This window comes from Rhizobium sp. J15 (genome assembly GCF_002531825.1).
GTDB lineage: Bacteria > Pseudomonadota > Alphaproteobacteria > Rhizobiales > Rhizobiaceae > Rhizobium.
Window position 1 is genome coordinate 34,909 of the sequence record NZ_NWSX01000029.1, and the last position, 14,705, is coordinate 49,613.

Sequence of the window (14,705 nt, forward strand, 5' to 3'; positions counted from 1 at the left end):
GTATCAATGTCGTTTGGAGATATAAAGGCGAAGGCATAAGCGTCGCTGCATGCAACCAGTTTCGTGCGACGCACAATCCTTAATATACTACATGATATCGAGCAGCAATGCGCGGTGGTCGGAGACCTCGGGCGCTTCGACCACTTCGAACCTGGCAACCTTCACCTCCGGCGTGACCAGCATGTAGTCGGCAAAGCGGCCCTCCTTTAGATAGTAGGAGGTTCGCGTGTCGACAAGGCCGTTTGCGGTGACGAGATCGGAAAGGCCTAATCGGGCGAGGATCTCAAAGGTCGCGCTGTCGGGCAGCACGTTGAAATCGCCGCAGACCACCAGCCCTTCGTCGCGGGGCCAGACCCGTTCGACGAGGCCGACCAGCGCCGAAGCCTGCTCTTCGCGCGCCGGCGTATCGCCCTTGCCTGCGGGGTCCCGCAGGCCATGCATATGGGCGATCGTCACGGTCGAAGCATGCCGGTGGCTGAAGAGGCGGATGCAATGGGCATTCCGCGGCCGCGGGTGTTGCCCCCAGCCATCGCAGGCATGTTGGCCATGCACGAAATCCAGACCCTGGGCGATGACGGAATATGATTTGCGCACGAAGGTCGCCAATCCGAATTCGGCAGCGATTGTTGTGTCGCCGTCGAAGAGTTCGCCTCTCGATGTCGGGCAGAAGAAACCGTCATGGCCGGGCAGGGCGGCGCTGATTTCTTCGAAAAGGTTGGCGCGCTGCGGCAGTTCCATCCCCGCATCACGATAGATCGACCATCCCGGGGCCGCACAGGGCGCCCGCAGCACTTCCTGCAGGCACAGCACGTCGGGATCGGCCTGCCTGACATAGGCGATCAGGGCCTCGTGCAGCCTGCCGCCCCATGCGTTCAGCGAAATGATCCGCACTGTCCTTCGGCTCCGTTTTTGCGGCCGGATTTAAACGCCGGCACTGCTGCAGGCCCTAAAGCGCGTCGCGATCTTTCAGATTCGCTCCTTGCGCTTTAGGTTTGCTTTCTCGCATGTCTTTGCCGCAAAAGCGCTTCGCTTTGCCGGGAAAACCGCTGCAGACTTTTGCGCGACATACTTCAGAGTTCCGACTTGATGTCGCCCATCCGGTTCCAGGCATCGAGGCCGGCGATCTTGTAGGCTTCGGCCAGCGTCGGATAGTTGAAGGTGTTCTCGACGAAATATTCGACCGTGCCTTTGAGATTGAGCACTGCCTGGCCGATATGCACCAGTTCGGTGGCGCCTTCGCCGACGATATGCACGCCGAGCAGGCGGCGCGTCTTCAGCGAGAAGATCAGCTTCAGAAGCCCGGTATCGAGGCCCATGATGTGGCCGCGCGAGGTTTCGCGGAAGCGGGCGATGCCGCATTCATAGGGAATGCCGCGCTCCTTCATCTCCTCTTCGGTCAGGCCGCATGTCGAAATCTCCGGCACGGCATAGATGCCGTAAGGGAAATATTTCTGCGGCTCCTTGGCGACCGCGCCGATCGCGACGCGGGCGGCGATGCGGCCCTGTTCCATCGAGGTCGAGGCGAGGCTCGGAAAGCCGACGACATCGCCGGCGGCGTAGACATTCGGCACCGAGGTCTGGAACGTCTCCGGATTGACCTTCAGGCGGCCGCGGCTGTCTGCATCGAGGCCAATGGCCTCAAGGTTGAGCGTATCGGTCGCGCCCATGCGTCCAGCGGCAAAAAGCACCATGTCGGTCACGAGGTGGCGGCCGTTGTCGAGCGTCAGCTGGACCTTGCCGGTGTCCAGCCGCTCGACCTTATCGGCCTTCGTGCCGAGCAGCAGCTTCATGTTGCGGTCGCGCAGCTGATAGGTGAAATCCTCGATGATTTCCTTGTCGATGAAGTCGAGCATGGTCGACTTCGGATCGATGACGGTCACCGCAGTATCCAGCGCCGAAAAGATCGTTGCATATTCGATGCCGATAACGCCGGCGCCGATGACAATCATCGTGCGCGGCAGTTCTTCGATATCGAGCAGCTCGTCGCTGTCGAGAACGGTCTTGCCGTCGAAGGGCATGTAATCGGGACGGAAAGGCTTGGTGCCGACCGCGAGCAGAATGCTGGCGCCGCTGACCTGGGTAATTTCGCCGTCATCCTTGACGACCTGGAGCGTCGACGCATCGACGAAGCTCGCCCTGCCGCGCATGTGGTGCACACGATTGCGGGCGAACTGATGCTCGAGCACTTCCACTTCATGGTTGAGCGTAATCAGCAGACGGCGGCGTAGATCTTCGGCGCTGATCTCCTGCTTGACGCGATAGGATCGGCCATAGAAGCCGCGCTCGCGCCAGCCGGAAAGGTTGAGCGCCGTCTCGCGCAGCGTCTTCGAGGGGATCGTGCCGGTATGGACGGACACGCCGCCGACGCGTTTGCCCTGCTCGATGACGAGCACCTTCTTGCCGAGTTTCGCAGCCTGGATCGCGCCGCGGCGCCCCGCGGGACCGCTACCCACCACAACGAGATCGTACTGAAACATTCTCTAGCCCCGGATTGGAAATGGAATCATTTTGCGACAAAAATGTCGCTCCTCTATCGGTAGCCGGTCAATGTTACAGATTGTTTTACAGCTGCCGATTCAGCCGGACTGTGCTTTTTAGATCAGCTTAAGCCTTTGGCTGACATGGCCGTCCTTGCCGATGATGATGTGGTCGCGGACGATGATATCAAGTGCCTTCGCCGCGTCGATGATCACCTTCGTCATATCGATGTCCGTGCGCGACGGCTGTTCATGCGCGGGTGATGTAGTCCGCGGAAATATCGCCCACCCTGGTAACGCCGAGCAGCGCCATATTGCTATGCAGTTCCGTCTTCAGGATGTCTGACGCTTTGAGCACGCCTGGTAGCCCCGCGACGGCTGCAGCATAAAGAAACGGCCTGCCCACGAACACGAAGCAGGCCCCTAGCGCCAGCGCCTTCATGATATCCGTTCCACGCCTGATGCCGCCATCGACCATGACGGCAATGCTGTCTCCGACACGCTCCGCAATCTCCGGAAGGACCTGAAGGGGAGATGCGGTGCCGTCGAGCTGGCGGCCGCCATGATTGGAGACGATCACTCCATTCGCCCCGGTATCGGCCGCCCGCGCCGCATCTTCAGGATGCATGATCCCCTTGACCACGAGCTTGCCGGACCACCTTTTGCGGATCCGCTCCAAATGATCCCAGTTGAGATGATCACGCTTGCCGAAATCCCGCGTCACGCTCTGGGAGATGATCGGCGCGCCCCTTGTGGCATAGGAATTTTCAAAATGCGGAATGCCGTGTCGGGCGATCGTGCGCAGGAAGGTGCCGGCGGTCCAGCGGGGGTGCGAGATGCCCTGCCATGCCAGGCGCAGACCGGGACGCAAAGGCGTCGAAAACCCGGCCCTTACATTGTTTTCGCGATTTGGCAGGGTGGCCACGTCCACGGTCAGCAGGAGCGTGCGGATGCCGGCCGCGGCAACGCGATCGATCAGAGCATCGATACGGTTGGGTTCGCCGGGGAGATAGGCCTGAAACCATGCTTCGGGCGAAGCCGCAGCGATCTCTTCCAGAGGGATGAGTGACGAACCGCTTATGATCATCGGGATTCCCGATCGGTCCGCTCCTTGCGCGAGCACGATGTCACCTCGGTAGGCCATCAGAGCACTGATCCCCATCGGCGCGATGCCGAACGGTGCGGCATAAGTTTTGCCGAAGAGGCTCGTCTCGGTGCTGCGCGTCGAGACGTCCCGAAGGACGCGAGGCCGGAAGGCATAGGCCTGGAAAGCCGCTGCGTTGTGCCGCAGCGACGCGTTGGTTTCGGTCGCGCCGGCGATATAACCGAACAGAGGCTTGGGCAGATGCCGCCGCGCCTTCATTTCAAAGTCGTCGAGGCAGAGCACGTCGCGGCAGAGCCGGGTCGATCGATCAGTGTTACCGCTGGAGATCGTCATGTGCTTTATCTTCTCGGTATTTCCGGCGGGCATTGTGCAGCGAATGGGCGCAGATTGCATACAATCGCGCGCCGCCGACTGCTGTCAACTCCAGCCTTGCTCAATCTTCGCTCGCCTCGAGTGCAAACCTTATCGCGGCTGGACCGTAGCATGTCGGCGACTAGCTCCGAGGGCTTTTCAGATCAGCTTCAGCCCCTTCAGGCTGACATGGCCGTCCTTGCCGATGATGACGTGGTCGTGGACGGTAATGTCGAGCGCCTTGGCGGCTTCGATGATCACCTTGGTCATGTCGATATCGGCGCGTGATGGCGTCGGATCGCCGGACGGGTGGTTGTGCACGAGGATCATCGCCGTTGCCGAAAGCTCGAGCGCGCGTTTGACCACCTCGCGCGGATAGACCGGCGTATGGTCGACCGTGCCGCGGCCCTGCACCTCGTCGGCGATCAGCACGTTGCGCTTGTCGAGGAAGAGGATGCGGAACTGTTCGCGCGTCTCGTGCGCCATGGCGGCATGGCAATATTGGATGACCGAGGACCAGGAAGACAGGATCTGCTTGTTCCTGAGTTCGCTCTTCAGGGTTCGCTGGGCGACGGTGGAGATCAGCTTCAGGTCGAGCGCCACGGCTTCGCCGACACCCTTGACCTCCGTCAGCAGCGACGCCGGCGCGCCGAAGACGCCGGCGAGCGAGCCGAAGCGTTCGATCAGCGCCTTGGCGATCGGTTTGGTGTCGCGCCGCGGGATGAGGCGAAAGAGCAGGAGCTCGAGGATTTCGTAGTCGGCGAGCGCGGTCTCGCCTTGTTCGCGGAAGCGGTCGCGCAACCGCTCGCGATGGCCGTGATAATGCTCCTGGACCGCAAGCGAAGCGGGCAGGGCGGCCTTCGCATTCCCGGCAGGTGGTTTTCCCTGCCGCCCGAAGAACGAGCGTTCATCGGCGGCAACGGGTTCCTCGAAAGGCAGTTCGTCGGAAGAGGGAACAGGCCCTTTCGCCATCAGGTCACCCGCTGAGCGACGGCAGGCCGGGGCGGTCGAGGCCATTGGGCGACAGCGTGAAGATCTCGCAGCCGTTGGCGGTGACGCCGACGGTATGTTCGTACTGCGCCGAAAGCGAGCGGTCGCGGGTCACTGCCGTCCAGCCGTCGGCAAGCACCTTCACATGCGGCCTGCCGAGATTGATCATCGGCTCGATGGTGAAGATCATGCCTTCGCGCAGTTCCGGCCCTTCGTTGGCGCGGCCGTAATGCAGGATATTCGGCGAATCGTGGAACAGCCGGCCGACACCGTGGCCGCAGAAATCACGCACCACCGAGCAGCGCTCGGCCTCTGCATAGGCCTGAATCGCCTCGCCGATCGCGCCGGTGCGGGCGCCCGGCCTGACCGCGGCAATGCCGCGCATCAGCGATTCATAGGTGACTTCGAGCAGCCGTTCGGCCGCGCGCTTGATCGTGCCGACGGGATACATCCGGCTGGAATCGCCGTGCCAGCCGTCGAGCACGAAGGTGACGTCGATATTGACGATATCGCCTTCACGGAGTGGCTTGTCGTTCGGAATGCCATGGCAGACGACGTGGTTGATCGAGGTACAGGTCGATTTGGTGTAGCCGCGATAGTTCAGCGTCGCCGGATAGGCACCGTGATCCATGCCGAAATCGAAGACGAATCGGTCGATGTCATCGGTCACCAGTCCCGGCTTGACGATATCGGCGAGCGCGTCGAGGCAGCGCGCGGTCAGTTGGCACGCCCTGCGCATGCCTTCGAATGCTTCCGAGTCGTAAAGCCGGATGGCGCCCGTATTCTTCGGGGGCGCGGAAGAGGCTTCGATATAGTTCACCATTGCAGGGCCTTAGCAAAGAATATTAGATTTGTTCATAATGCAGCTATGCCGGGTTCGTCCATCGCGATCAACCGCGCGGACGATAATTCTGAACCGATCCGATCCGCCGAGCGCGCGGCTTTCCGCATCCCTTCGAGATCAAATCGCCGGTCCGGCCGGAATATCCACAATCTTCCCAAGGAGATAGGATTGATCGGATGAAATCCCCCAGCTACTCACCGATTGGTGACAGCGGGGAAGGGTCGGTCATGCTGAATGAAGCCGTAGAAATTGAAACTTTGCCTCAAACGGTAGAGCCGGAACGGCGCGTGCGCGACCGCGGCGCCACCGAGCGCGCCATCCTTGCCGCGGCCAAGAGCCTGCTGGCCGAGGAAGGCTTCCAGAATTTCGGCATCAATGCCGTTGCCCGCCGCGCCGGCTGCGACAAGCAGCTGATCTATCGCTATTATGGCGGCCTCGACGGGCTGGTCGAAGCGATCGGCGCCGATCTCGGCAACTGGGTGAGGGATCGCATCCCGGAAGATACCGGCGGCATGTTCCTGCTCACCTATGGCGACCTGATGGAGCGGCTGTCGCTTCTGCTGCTCGACGCTTTGCGGAGCGATCCGCTGATGCGCCGCATCCTCGCCTGGGAAATATCGGAAAACACGGAGCAGGTGAGGCGGCTTTCCGAAGCCCGCTCGAAGGCGCTTGCTCTCTGGCTGGAGCGGATGCGCGGATCGCTGGCGCCGCCGAAGGGCGTGGACACAGCCACCCTCAACGCCGTCATCATTGCCGCGATCCAGCATCTGGTGCTTGCCGGTGCTGCAGGCGGGCAGTGTGCAGGTCTGGCGCTGAAGACGCCCAAGGACTGGGAGAAGGCGGCGACGGCGCTGAAGCGCATCGTGCGCGGCGTCTACGGCTGACAGCTCTTCATCCACAGGGGCGGCCTGCCGCGTTAACCTTAATGAATGGTTTACGTTGCGTGGGGGTGGTTAACCCGACAGTGTGGCGGTCAGCAGAGATGATACGAGTAGAGTGTCGAGTTGACGTCCATGGGAGCCAAAATCGCTAAAGCCTCGTTGCTTGTGACCGCGGTGATGTTCTTCGCAGTCCTGGCGCTGGATATCGCGATTCCCGCGCTGGTGCTGTGCACCATGGCATTGTCGATCTGGCTGGTCTCTCTCGATCTGCCCGTCACGCGCAAGCATGGAGGAGAGGCCGCATGAAGTGGTTTCTGATCTTCTGGGCCGGCCCCATCGTCTTCCTGGGCGGATGGTACTGGCTTTCCTATTACGACATGAACTTCGGCATCTTCATGCTGACGCGGCAGGTCCATGACCTGACCTTCCAGCTCTATGGCGAGGCGCTGGGTGTTCCGCCCGAGACCATTCCGCCGCTCGTTGCCCGCGCGATCGCCGTCGACAGCCTCGTCGTCTTCGCCATTCTCGCCTTCAGAAAGCGCAAGTCGATCATCGCCTGGTGGAGAGCGCGTCAGGCGCTGAATTCGTCCCCAGCAGACCTTGCCAGCAAGGAAAGCCTGTCTAGGGCGCCCTGAAGGATGAAGCTTGCCGCGGCCGAATCGATCCGTTCGGCCCGCTTGGCGCGCGAGACGTCCATTTCGAGCAGCGCCCGTTCCGCCGCAACCGTCGAAAGCCGCTCGTCCCAGTAGACGAAGGGCAGCGCCGTCTTTTGCTCCATATTGCGCACGAAGGCGCGCGTTGCCTGCACACGCGGGCCCGCCGAGCCGTCCATGTTCATCGGCAGGCCGATGACGAAGCCAGCGATCTTTTCGGCTGCGGCAAAGTCCAGCAGCGCCTCAGCATCGATGGTGAACTTGACGCGGCGGATCACCGGGCGCGGCGTGGCGAAACGCCGCCCTAGATCGGACATCGAAAGCCCGATCGTCTTGGTGCCGAGATCGAGGCCCGCGATCGCCTGTCCAGGGGAAAGCGCCTCGGCCATTTCCTCGATCGTCAGCACCGTCATCGCAGTCTCGTCCCGTCAAAAGAAATTGAAGCCGCCGCCGCTTTCCTTTGCAGGCGCATGAGATATGTCCTTACCATCGAAATCAGATTTTGCATCACGTTAGGAGAGATTTCATGAAGATCACCTGGCTCGGCCATTCCGCCTTCCGTATCGAGACCGGCAAGGCGAAGATCCTGCTCGATCCGTTCCTCACCCACAACGCTTCCTTTTCCGGCCAGGATATCAAGGATGTTTCCTCAGGCGTCACTCACATCCTGCTGACGCATGGCCATGGCGACCATGTCGGCGATACCGTGGCGCTCGCCCGAGAAACCGGCGCCGTCGTGCTCGCCAATGCCGATCTTGCCGCATGGCTGGGGTCCAAGGGCGTCGACAGGATCGAGATGGGCAATACCGGCGGCACGATCACGCTCGGCGGTTTCTCCGCAACCTTCACCAATGCGCTGCATTCCTCCGCCCAGATCACCGAGGACGGCGTCTCGCATGCGCTCGGCAACGCCAACGGCCTGATGCTGCATTTCGACGACGAGGCATCGATCTTCGCCATGGGCGACACCGACATCTTTTCCGACATGGCGCTGATCAACGAATTGCATCAGCCCGATATTGGCTTCGTGCCGATCGGCGACCGCTTCACCATGGGCGGCGCGGTGGCCGCACTCGCCTGCCAGCGCTATTTCAGCTTCAAGATGGCGATCCCCTGCCATTACGGCACCTTCCCGATCATCGACCAGACGGCCGATAAATTCGTTGCCGGCATGGAGGGAGCGAAGACCGAAGCGAAGGCGATGAAGCCTGCCGAGAGCCTGTCGATCTGACGAAACCCCGTTGCACAGCGCTAACATGGCCTTTATAGCGGGTAGGAAAAATCCCATCCGGAGAATGCCATGTCCGTCGATCTCGCCACCGTCAAGCGCGTCGCTCGCCTTGCCCGTATTGCCGTCTCCGAGGATGAGGCAAACCGCATGGTCGGCGAATTGAACGGTATCCTCGGCTTCGTCGAGCAGCTCTCCGAAGTCAACGTCGATGGCGTCGAGGCGATGACCTCGGTGACGCCGATGGCGATGAAGAAGCGGGGCGACGAGGTGACCGACGGCAACAAGCCGGCTGACGTCGTCGCCAATGCGCCCGTTACCGACCATAATTTCTTCCTGGTGCCGAAAGTCGTCGAATAAGGCTTCGAACGCCTCTTTCCGACCCCGTTGCCTTTTAAAGATCTGAAGCGAAAACACGATGAGCGAACTCACCAGCCTGACCATTGCCGAAGCCCGCCAGAAGCTGCGCGCCAAGGAAATCACCGCAATCGAACTCACCGAAGCCTATATCTCGGCGATCGACGCGGCCAATGGCCGGCTCAATGCCTATGTGAAAACGACGCCGGATCTCGCCCGCCTCATGGCCCGCAAGTCCGATGAGCGCATCGCTGCCGGCAAGGCGGGCGAGCTCGAAGGCATTCCGCTCGGCATCAAGGATCTCTTCGCCACCGTTGGCGTGCACACTCAGGCTTGCAGCCATATTCTCGATGGGTTCGAGCCGCGTTATGAATCGACGGTGACGCAAAACCTCTGGGATGACGGCGCCGTCATGCTCGGCAAGCTGAACATGGACGAATTCGCCATGGGCTCGTCCAACGAGACCTCCTATTACGGCCCGGTGATCAATCCCTGGCGGGCGGGCGGGTCCAACCAGCAGCTCGTTCCGGGCGGCTCCTCCGGCGGCTCGGCCGCAGCCGTCGCCGCGCATCTCTGCGCCGGCGCCACGGCAACCGACACCGGCGGCTCGATCCGTCAGCCGGCGGCCTTCACCGGAACCGTCGGCATCAAGCCCACTTATGGCCGCTGCTCGCGCTGGGGCACCGTCGCCTTCGCCTCTTCTCTCGATCAGGCAGGCCCGATCGCCCGCGACGTGCGCGATGCCGCAATCCTTCTGAAGTCGATGGCAAGCACCGACGCCAAGGACACGACCTCCGTCGATCTGCCGGTGCCGGACTACGAGGCGGTCCTCGGCCAGTCGCTGAAGGGCATGAAGATCGGCATCCCCAACGAATACCGCGTCGACGGCATGCCCGAGGAGATCGAGACCCTTTGGCGCCGGGGCATCGCCTGGCTGAAGGATGCCGGCGCCGAAATCGTCGACATCTCGCTGCCGCACACGAAATATGCTCTTCCGGCCTATTACATCGTCGCTCCCGCCGAGGCATCCTCGAACCTCGCGCGTTACGACGGCGTGCGCTACGGCCTGCGCGTCGACGGCAAGGATATCGTCGACATGTATGAGAAGACGCGCGCCGCCGGTTTCGGCCAGGAGGTCAAGCGCCGCATCATGATCGGCACCTATGTGCTGTCGGCCGGCTATTATGACGCCTATTACATCCGCGCCCAGAAGGTCCGCACGCTGATCAAGCGCGATTTCGAACTCGCCTTCGACGCCGGTGTCGACGCCATCCTGACGCCGGCCACGCCATCCTCGGCCTTCGGCATCGCCGATGAGAACCTCGCCGCCGATCCGGTGAAGATGTATCTGAACGACATCTTTACGGTGACGGTCAACATGGCCGGCCTGCCGGGCATCGCCGTGCCCGCCGGCCTCGACCAGAAGGGCCTGCCGCTCGGCCTGCAGCTGATCGGCAAGGCCTTCGACGAGGAAACCCTCTTCAAGACCGCCTATGTCATCGAACAGGCGGCCGGCAAGTTCACGCCGGCCAAGTGGTGGTAACGGGTCTCACGATCCGAACAACGACGCCCGCCGACCACGAAACGGTCGGCGCCATCGGCTTCGCCGCCTGGGCCGCAGGCGAGGCCTTCGAGGATTGCTATCGCGATCCCGATGTCATCGCCAAGGTCCGGCAAGAGTTCGCCGCCTTTCCCCATGAGACGAAAGGTGAGATCTTCGTTGCCGAGCGAGCGGGCGATATCGTCGGCTGGGATGCGCGGGAAGATCAACGGAACTATGTGTCCGATCTCTGGGTGCATCCGGATTATCAGGGCAGGGGTGTCGGCCGGGCTCTGCTGTTGTATCTGTGCGAGATGATGGCGGCCGAGGGGCTGGCGACGGTCCGGCTCGACACACATGCCAGGAATGAGCGCGCGATCCGTCTTTACGAACGCTGCGGCTTCAACATCGTCTGGCATGGGATCGAATTTTCCAAGAGCATGGGCGTCGCCCTCGAAAAGGTGCATATGGAGAAGCAATTGGCTGATCGATAGCCGAACCGGGAGAGGGGGTCTTATGGCAAATAATGATCTTGTGCGACTGATCGAGGCAATCGATCGTCTTGCTGCCGCCGGTTTCGCCATGGGGGCGGATTGGCGGGCGGTGCACGATATCTGTCAGCGCCATGAGGGCGAACAGCCGTTTGATTGGGGCCATGCCCTCTGTCATCGCATCGAAGGCGACGACTGGAATGCCGACTACTGGTATCGCCGCGCCGGCAAGATGCGCGGCACGGGTGCGGCGGCCGACGAATGGTCGGCGATGCGGGCGGAATTGTCTGGGAAAGCCTGAGGCTGAGCCCTGACCGCGCCGGTTGGGCGCGATCAGGGTTGGTTGCCCGATTTATCTATTGTCCAGCTGCGACCTGACCAACCTCAGCCCTCTTTCGGTAATCCGGTAGGGTTGGCCGGCTGACGACTTGATTGCCCTCAGCCGCTTCAGCTTGCGGAAGAGGTCGAGGTCGACGCCGGGATAGAGCCAGCCGTCGCGGGTGAAGCAACTGACCGCCTCGATCTTCCTGTCGTCGTCGCGGGTAATTTCGATGCGGCCGCCTTGGGCCATGAGATGCAGGATGCGCTGCTCCGTGCGGGAAATGTCCATATGTTGAGATCCGATATCGCGCCCGGCAGGGCGCACAAAAACGATCTGGCGCTCGATTCGAACGTCAGGGCTTCGTTTTTTTCGGGCCCGTGCGCGCAAGCGAACTTGCGGGCAGGGCCTTTACCGGGTCTCAGGCAGGCTCAACATAAAACACCTCGATAAGCCTTCATATTCAGCCCGGAAAAAGCGGTCAAGGCGGCCTTAGCTCATGAAATCGGTCGAAAACCGCGCTTTCCATGCATCATCCCTTTGGAGGCACTGGTAAATTCCGCGACTCAATGGTCTAGTTGAGAGGTAACGCGGAGGTGTCTTTGATCCACATTCGCAATGCCCGCGACGGGGAAGCGGAACTGTTGAGCGAAATCGGGCTGAGGGCCTGGCAAAGGGCGATGGCGTCGATCGGCGAATCGGACGCGATGATCGACGCAGCGCGCAACGCCTTTCGCAATTTTGTTGAAAATGACTGGCTGACCATCACGGTCGTCGAGCAGAACGGCCAGGTCGCGGGCTGGGCGGCGCGCGAGGGATTGGACGAAACCATCTCGGATTTCTGGATCGATCCCATCTTCACCCGCCAGGGGCTGGGCTCGGCTCTTCTCGAACGCATCGAAAAAGACATTGCCGAGCAGGGTTTCGACAAGGCAGCGATGCAGACCCACTCCGGCAACGCCGAGGCGATCGGCTTTTTCCAGAAGCACGGCTACAGCATCCACTGGCTCTCGGTCGCCTATAGTCCGAAGCTCGACCGCGACGTGCCCTCCGTCGGACTGACGAAACAACTCGTCTCAGACGGCGGCGGATACGGACAGGAATTCTGACGTTTCAACGGCGCCGTCCGCGGGGCAAGCGAGCTATTCGGAGGTGACGCAGAAGTTGTTGCCTTCGGGATCATTCAAGACCGTATAGGTATCCGTCTCACGCACGAAAGTCGCGCCGAGGGATAGGAGCCGTTCCACTTCTTGTCTGCGGTCCGACGCGGCGATATCGAGATGGACACGATTGCGGGCGGGGCGCTCGCCCTGGCGAAGGTGGAAGCACAGGCGTGTTCCGGGGCCATCGACCATCACGGTCGGGTCCGTTTTCGGTGTTAGTCCCATCGCGGCAAGGCGAGCCAGCTCCGCATCGTCATAAGGCATCACCTGGTAGCCATCGAGCGCCGCCGCCCAGAAACGGGCGACACGCGAGGGAATGTCGCAGTCGATGACGATTTCTTTCAGCCTTGCCATGGCGCTTCTAGGACTTGCCGGATCGACGCTGGAAAGCCCGCTCGACGATTGCGCCGCCGAAGGCCGGCAGCAAGGCGAAAAGCATGAGCTGTGCTGTTCCCTGCAGCGTCAACAGGCCGGAAATGAGGAGCGCGGCCAGCACTCCAAGGAGAGCTCCGGCCAGATAGGGCAAATAATCCTTCAATCGAGCCTCCATGTGGTGAGCGCATGAAATCCCAAAAGCATTCTTGGACGAACATAGTGATGAATGCGGCGGCGGCAATCAGGAGGCGATCGAAACTCTTCTCCCTTGGCCGGTGCGGAAAATATAGCGCTCCGACGCAAAGCGGCCTTGGGACTTAGAGGAAATGACCAGCGGCGGCTGCTCTGCAACGCCGCGAAAGCCTTGCACCGGAACGCCATTTCCTTTACCTCACCAGTGGAAAAGAACAGCCTGCAAAGAGCATCAAATGACCCTTGTCGACGTCCGCACGCCCGATCCGAAACGCTTCATCCCCGGCGCGACCGGCGACTGGGAGGTCATCGTCGGCATGGAAGTCCATGCCCAGGTGCTGTCCAATTCGAAGCTCTTCTCCGGCGCCTCGACGGAATTCGGCAAGCCTCAGAATTCGAACGTGTCGCTGGTCGATGCCGCCATGCCCGGCATGCTGCCCGTCATCAACGAGGAATGCGTCAGGCAGGCCGTGCGCACCGGTCTTGGCCTGAAGGCGCAGATCAACAAGCGCTCCGTCTTCGACCGCAAGAACTATTTCTATCCCGACCTGCCGCAGGGCTATCAGATCTCCCAGTACAAGGATCCGATCGTCGGCGAGGGCAAGATCGTCATTTCGCTCGGGCCGGACCGCCAGGGCCAGTTCGAGGACATCGAAATCGGCATCGAGCGCCTGCACCTCGAGCAGGATGCCGGCAAGTCGATGCACGACCAGCATCCGACCATGTCCTATGTCGATCTCAACCGCTCCGGCGTGGCGCTGATGGAGATCGTCTCCAAGCCCGACATGCGCTCCTCCGACGAAGCCAAGGCCTATATGACCAAGCTGCGCTCGATCGTGCGCTATCTCGGCACCTGCGACGGCAACATGGACGAAGGCTCGATGCGCGCCGACGTCAACGTCTCCGTCCGCCGCCCGGGCGAGGCTTTCGGCACGCGTTGCGAGATCAAGAACGTCAACTCCATCCGTTTCATCGGCCAGGCGATCGAATACGAAGCCCGCCGCCAGATCGGCATTCTGGAGGATGGCGGCGAGATCGAGCAGGAAACGCGCCTCTTCGACCCCAACAAGGGCGAGACGCGCTCGATGCGCTCCAAGGAGGATGCGCACGATTATCGTTACTTCCCTGATCCGGATCTGCTGCCGCTCGAATTCGACGATGCCTTCATCAAGACGCTTGAAGCCGACCTGCCGGAACTGCCCGACGACAAGAAGGAGCGCTTCGTGCGCGAACTCGGCCTGTCGGTCTACGACGCCTCCGTGCTCGTCTCGGAAAAGGCGATCGCCGATTATTTCGAGGCGGTAGCGGCAGGCCGCGACGGCAAGACGGCGGCGAACTGGGTCATCAACGATCTGCTCGGCGCGCTGAACCGCACCGGGAAGGATATCGAGCAGACGCCGGTTTCGCCGGCCCAGCTCGGCGCCATCATCGATCTCATCAAGGCAGGCACCATCTCCGGCAAGATCGCCAAGGATCTGTTCGAGATCGTGCTGACCGAGGGCGGCGATCCCACCGAGATCGTCGAATCGCGCGGCATGAAGCAGGTGACGGATACCGGCGCGATCGAAAAGGCCGTGGACGAGATCATTGCCGCCAATCCCGAGCAGGTGGAAAAGGTCAAGGCGAAGCCGACCATGGCGGCATGGTTTGTCGGCCAGGTGATGAAGGCGACGGGCGGCAAGGCCAATCCGCAGGCCGTCCAGGCGCTGGTCAAGGCGAAGCTCGGTATCGAGGAATAA

Annotated in this window: 19 protein-coding genes and 1 pseudogene; 10 read left to right on the top strand and 10 right to left on the bottom strand. The window is 61.5% G+C overall.

Translation table 11 applies throughout. The annotated features are described in order from the left end of the window. Positions 1 to 87 precede the first annotated feature (87 nt). The 6 genes and pseudogenes from CO670_RS22065 to map form a co-directional block, all read right to left on the bottom strand. Positions 88 to 891: an endonuclease/exonuclease/phosphatase family protein gene (locus CO670_RS22065; protein ID WP_097592218.1), complete on the bottom strand. Its 804-nt coding sequence runs from the start codon at positions 889 to 891 to the stop codon at positions 88 to 90. A 179-nt stretch (positions 892 to 1,070) separates the two neighbouring features. Then, on the bottom strand, positions 1,071 to 2,477 hold the full coding sequence (sthA, locus tag CO670_RS22070) for a Si-specific NAD(P)(+) transhydrogenase (RefSeq protein WP_097592219.1): 1,407 nt from the start codon (positions 2,475 to 2,477) through the stop codon (positions 1,071 to 1,073). Positions 2,478 to 2,594: 117 nt separating this feature from the next. After that, positions 2,595 to 2,738 (bottom strand): annotated as a pseudogene (locus CO670_RS22075) (JAB domain-containing protein); the annotation flags it as partial. Further along, on the bottom strand, positions 2,728 to 3,915 hold the full coding sequence (locus CO670_RS22080) for an alpha-hydroxy acid oxidase (RefSeq protein WP_097592221.1): 1,188 nt from the start codon (positions 3,913 to 3,915) through the stop codon (positions 2,728 to 2,730). The pseudogene CO670_RS22075 and the gene CO670_RS22080, both read right to left, overlap by 11 nt. 177 nt (positions 3,916 to 4,092) lie before the next feature. Beyond that, a complete protein-coding gene (gene radC / locus CO670_RS22085) occupies positions 4,093 to 4,905 on the bottom strand; it encodes a DNA repair protein RadC (protein WP_097592251.1) in 813 nt (270 codons plus the stop codon). Positions 4,906 to 4,909: 4 nt separating this feature from the next. Continuing rightward, on the bottom strand, positions 4,910 to 5,746 hold the full coding sequence (map, locus tag CO670_RS22090; protein ID WP_088675312.1) for a type I methionyl aminopeptidase: 837 nt from the start codon (positions 5,744 to 5,746) through the stop codon (positions 4,910 to 4,912). A 248-nt stretch (positions 5,747 to 5,994) separates the two neighbouring features. Here map and CO670_RS22095 point away from each other — a divergent pair, with 248 nt between their 5' ends. The 3 genes from CO670_RS22095 to CO670_RS22100 all read left to right on the top strand — a co-directional run bounded on the left by CO670_RS22095 (position 5,995) and on the right by CO670_RS22100 (position 7,283). Then, positions 5,995 to 6,651 (top strand): TetR/AcrR family transcriptional regulator, encoded by a 657-nt coding sequence (locus tag CO670_RS22095; protein ID WP_097592222.1) that lies wholly within the window; start codon positions 5,995 to 5,997, stop codon positions 6,649 to 6,651. A 129-nt stretch (positions 6,652 to 6,780) separates the two neighbouring features. Further along, positions 6,781 to 6,954, top strand: a complete 174-nt coding sequence (locus tag CO670_RS33050; RefSeq protein ID WP_176538999.1) for a hypothetical protein — start codon at positions 6,781 to 6,783, stop codon at positions 6,952 to 6,954. Beyond that, positions 6,951 to 7,283 carry a DUF6105 family protein gene (locus tag CO670_RS22100; RefSeq protein ID WP_088687237.1) on the top strand — a complete coding sequence of 111 codons (333 nt, stop codon included), beginning with the start codon at positions 6,951 to 6,953 and terminating at the stop codon, positions 7,281 to 7,283. The genes CO670_RS33050 and CO670_RS22100 overlap by 4 nt, the downstream gene beginning before the upstream one ends. Here the strand turns inward: CO670_RS22100 and ruvX are convergent. Continuing rightward, positions 7,220 to 7,714: a Holliday junction resolvase RuvX gene (gene ruvX, locus CO670_RS22105; protein WP_088675315.1), complete on the bottom strand. Its 495-nt coding sequence runs from the start codon at positions 7,712 to 7,714 to the stop codon at positions 7,220 to 7,222. The two genes, CO670_RS22100 and ruvX, sit on opposite strands and share 64 nt — an antisense overlap. Before the next feature lie 113 nt (positions 7,715 to 7,827). Between ruvX and CO670_RS22110 the strand changes: the two genes are divergently transcribed. The 5 genes from CO670_RS22110 (at position 7,828) to CO670_RS22130 (ending at position 11,218) form a co-directional block, all read left to right on the top strand. Next, positions 7,828 to 8,532, top strand: a complete 705-nt coding sequence (locus CO670_RS22110; protein WP_097592223.1) for a metal-dependent hydrolase — start codon at positions 7,828 to 7,830, stop codon at positions 8,530 to 8,532. Positions 8,533 to 8,601: 69 nt separating this feature from the next. Continuing rightward, positions 8,602 to 8,889: an Asp-tRNA(Asn)/Glu-tRNA(Gln) amidotransferase subunit GatC gene (gene gatC / locus CO670_RS22115; RefSeq protein ID WP_097592224.1), complete on the top strand. Its 288-nt coding sequence runs from the start codon at positions 8,602 to 8,604 to the stop codon at positions 8,887 to 8,889. A 58-nt stretch (positions 8,890 to 8,947) separates the two neighbouring features. After that, on the top strand, positions 8,948 to 10,429 hold the full coding sequence (gene gatA, locus CO670_RS22120; protein WP_097592225.1) for an Asp-tRNA(Asn)/Glu-tRNA(Gln) amidotransferase subunit GatA: 1,482 nt from the start codon (positions 8,948 to 8,950) through the stop codon (positions 10,427 to 10,429). After that, a complete protein-coding gene (locus CO670_RS22125) occupies positions 10,420 to 10,920 on the top strand; it encodes a GNAT family N-acetyltransferase (protein ID WP_097592226.1) in 501 nt (166 codons plus the stop codon). The genes gatA and CO670_RS22125 overlap by 10 nt, the downstream gene beginning before the upstream one ends. Before the next feature lie 22 nt (positions 10,921 to 10,942). Next, complete coding sequence (locus CO670_RS22130) at positions 10,943 to 11,218, top strand: hypothetical protein (protein ID WP_097592227.1); 276 nt, start codon at positions 10,943 to 10,945, stop codon at positions 11,216 to 11,218. Between the two features lie 51 nt (positions 11,219 to 11,269). Here the strand turns inward: CO670_RS22130 and CO670_RS22135 are convergent, their stop codons facing one another. After that, positions 11,270 to 11,527, bottom strand: coding sequence for a YjhX family toxin (locus CO670_RS22135; RefSeq protein ID WP_097592228.1), 258 nt, complete (start codon positions 11,525 to 11,527; stop codon positions 11,270 to 11,272). A 311-nt stretch (positions 11,528 to 11,838) separates the two neighbouring features. On the opposite strand from CO670_RS22135, the gene CO670_RS22140 reads away from it, so the two are divergent. Continuing rightward, positions 11,839 to 12,345 (top strand): GNAT family N-acetyltransferase, encoded by a 507-nt coding sequence (locus CO670_RS22140; protein ID WP_097592229.1) that lies wholly within the window; start codon positions 11,839 to 11,841, stop codon positions 12,343 to 12,345. A gap of 33 nt (positions 12,346 to 12,378) precedes the next feature. On the opposite strand, the gene CO670_RS22145 is transcribed toward CO670_RS22140, so the two are convergent. Further along, positions 12,379 to 12,753, bottom strand: coding sequence for a VOC family protein (locus tag CO670_RS22145; RefSeq protein WP_097592230.1), 375 nt, complete (start codon positions 12,751 to 12,753; stop codon positions 12,379 to 12,381). Positions 12,754 to 12,760: 7 nt separating this feature from the next. Further along, a complete protein-coding gene (locus CO670_RS33055) occupies positions 12,761 to 12,937 on the bottom strand; it encodes a hypothetical protein (protein ID WP_176539000.1) in 177 nt (58 codons plus the stop codon). Between the two features lie 265 nt (positions 12,938 to 13,202). On the opposite strand from CO670_RS33055, the gene gatB reads away from it, so the two are divergent. Continuing rightward, positions 13,203 to 14,705: an Asp-tRNA(Asn)/Glu-tRNA(Gln) amidotransferase subunit GatB gene (gatB, locus tag CO670_RS22150; RefSeq protein ID WP_097592231.1), complete on the top strand. Its 1,503-nt coding sequence runs from the start codon at positions 13,203 to 13,205 to the stop codon at positions 14,703 to 14,705.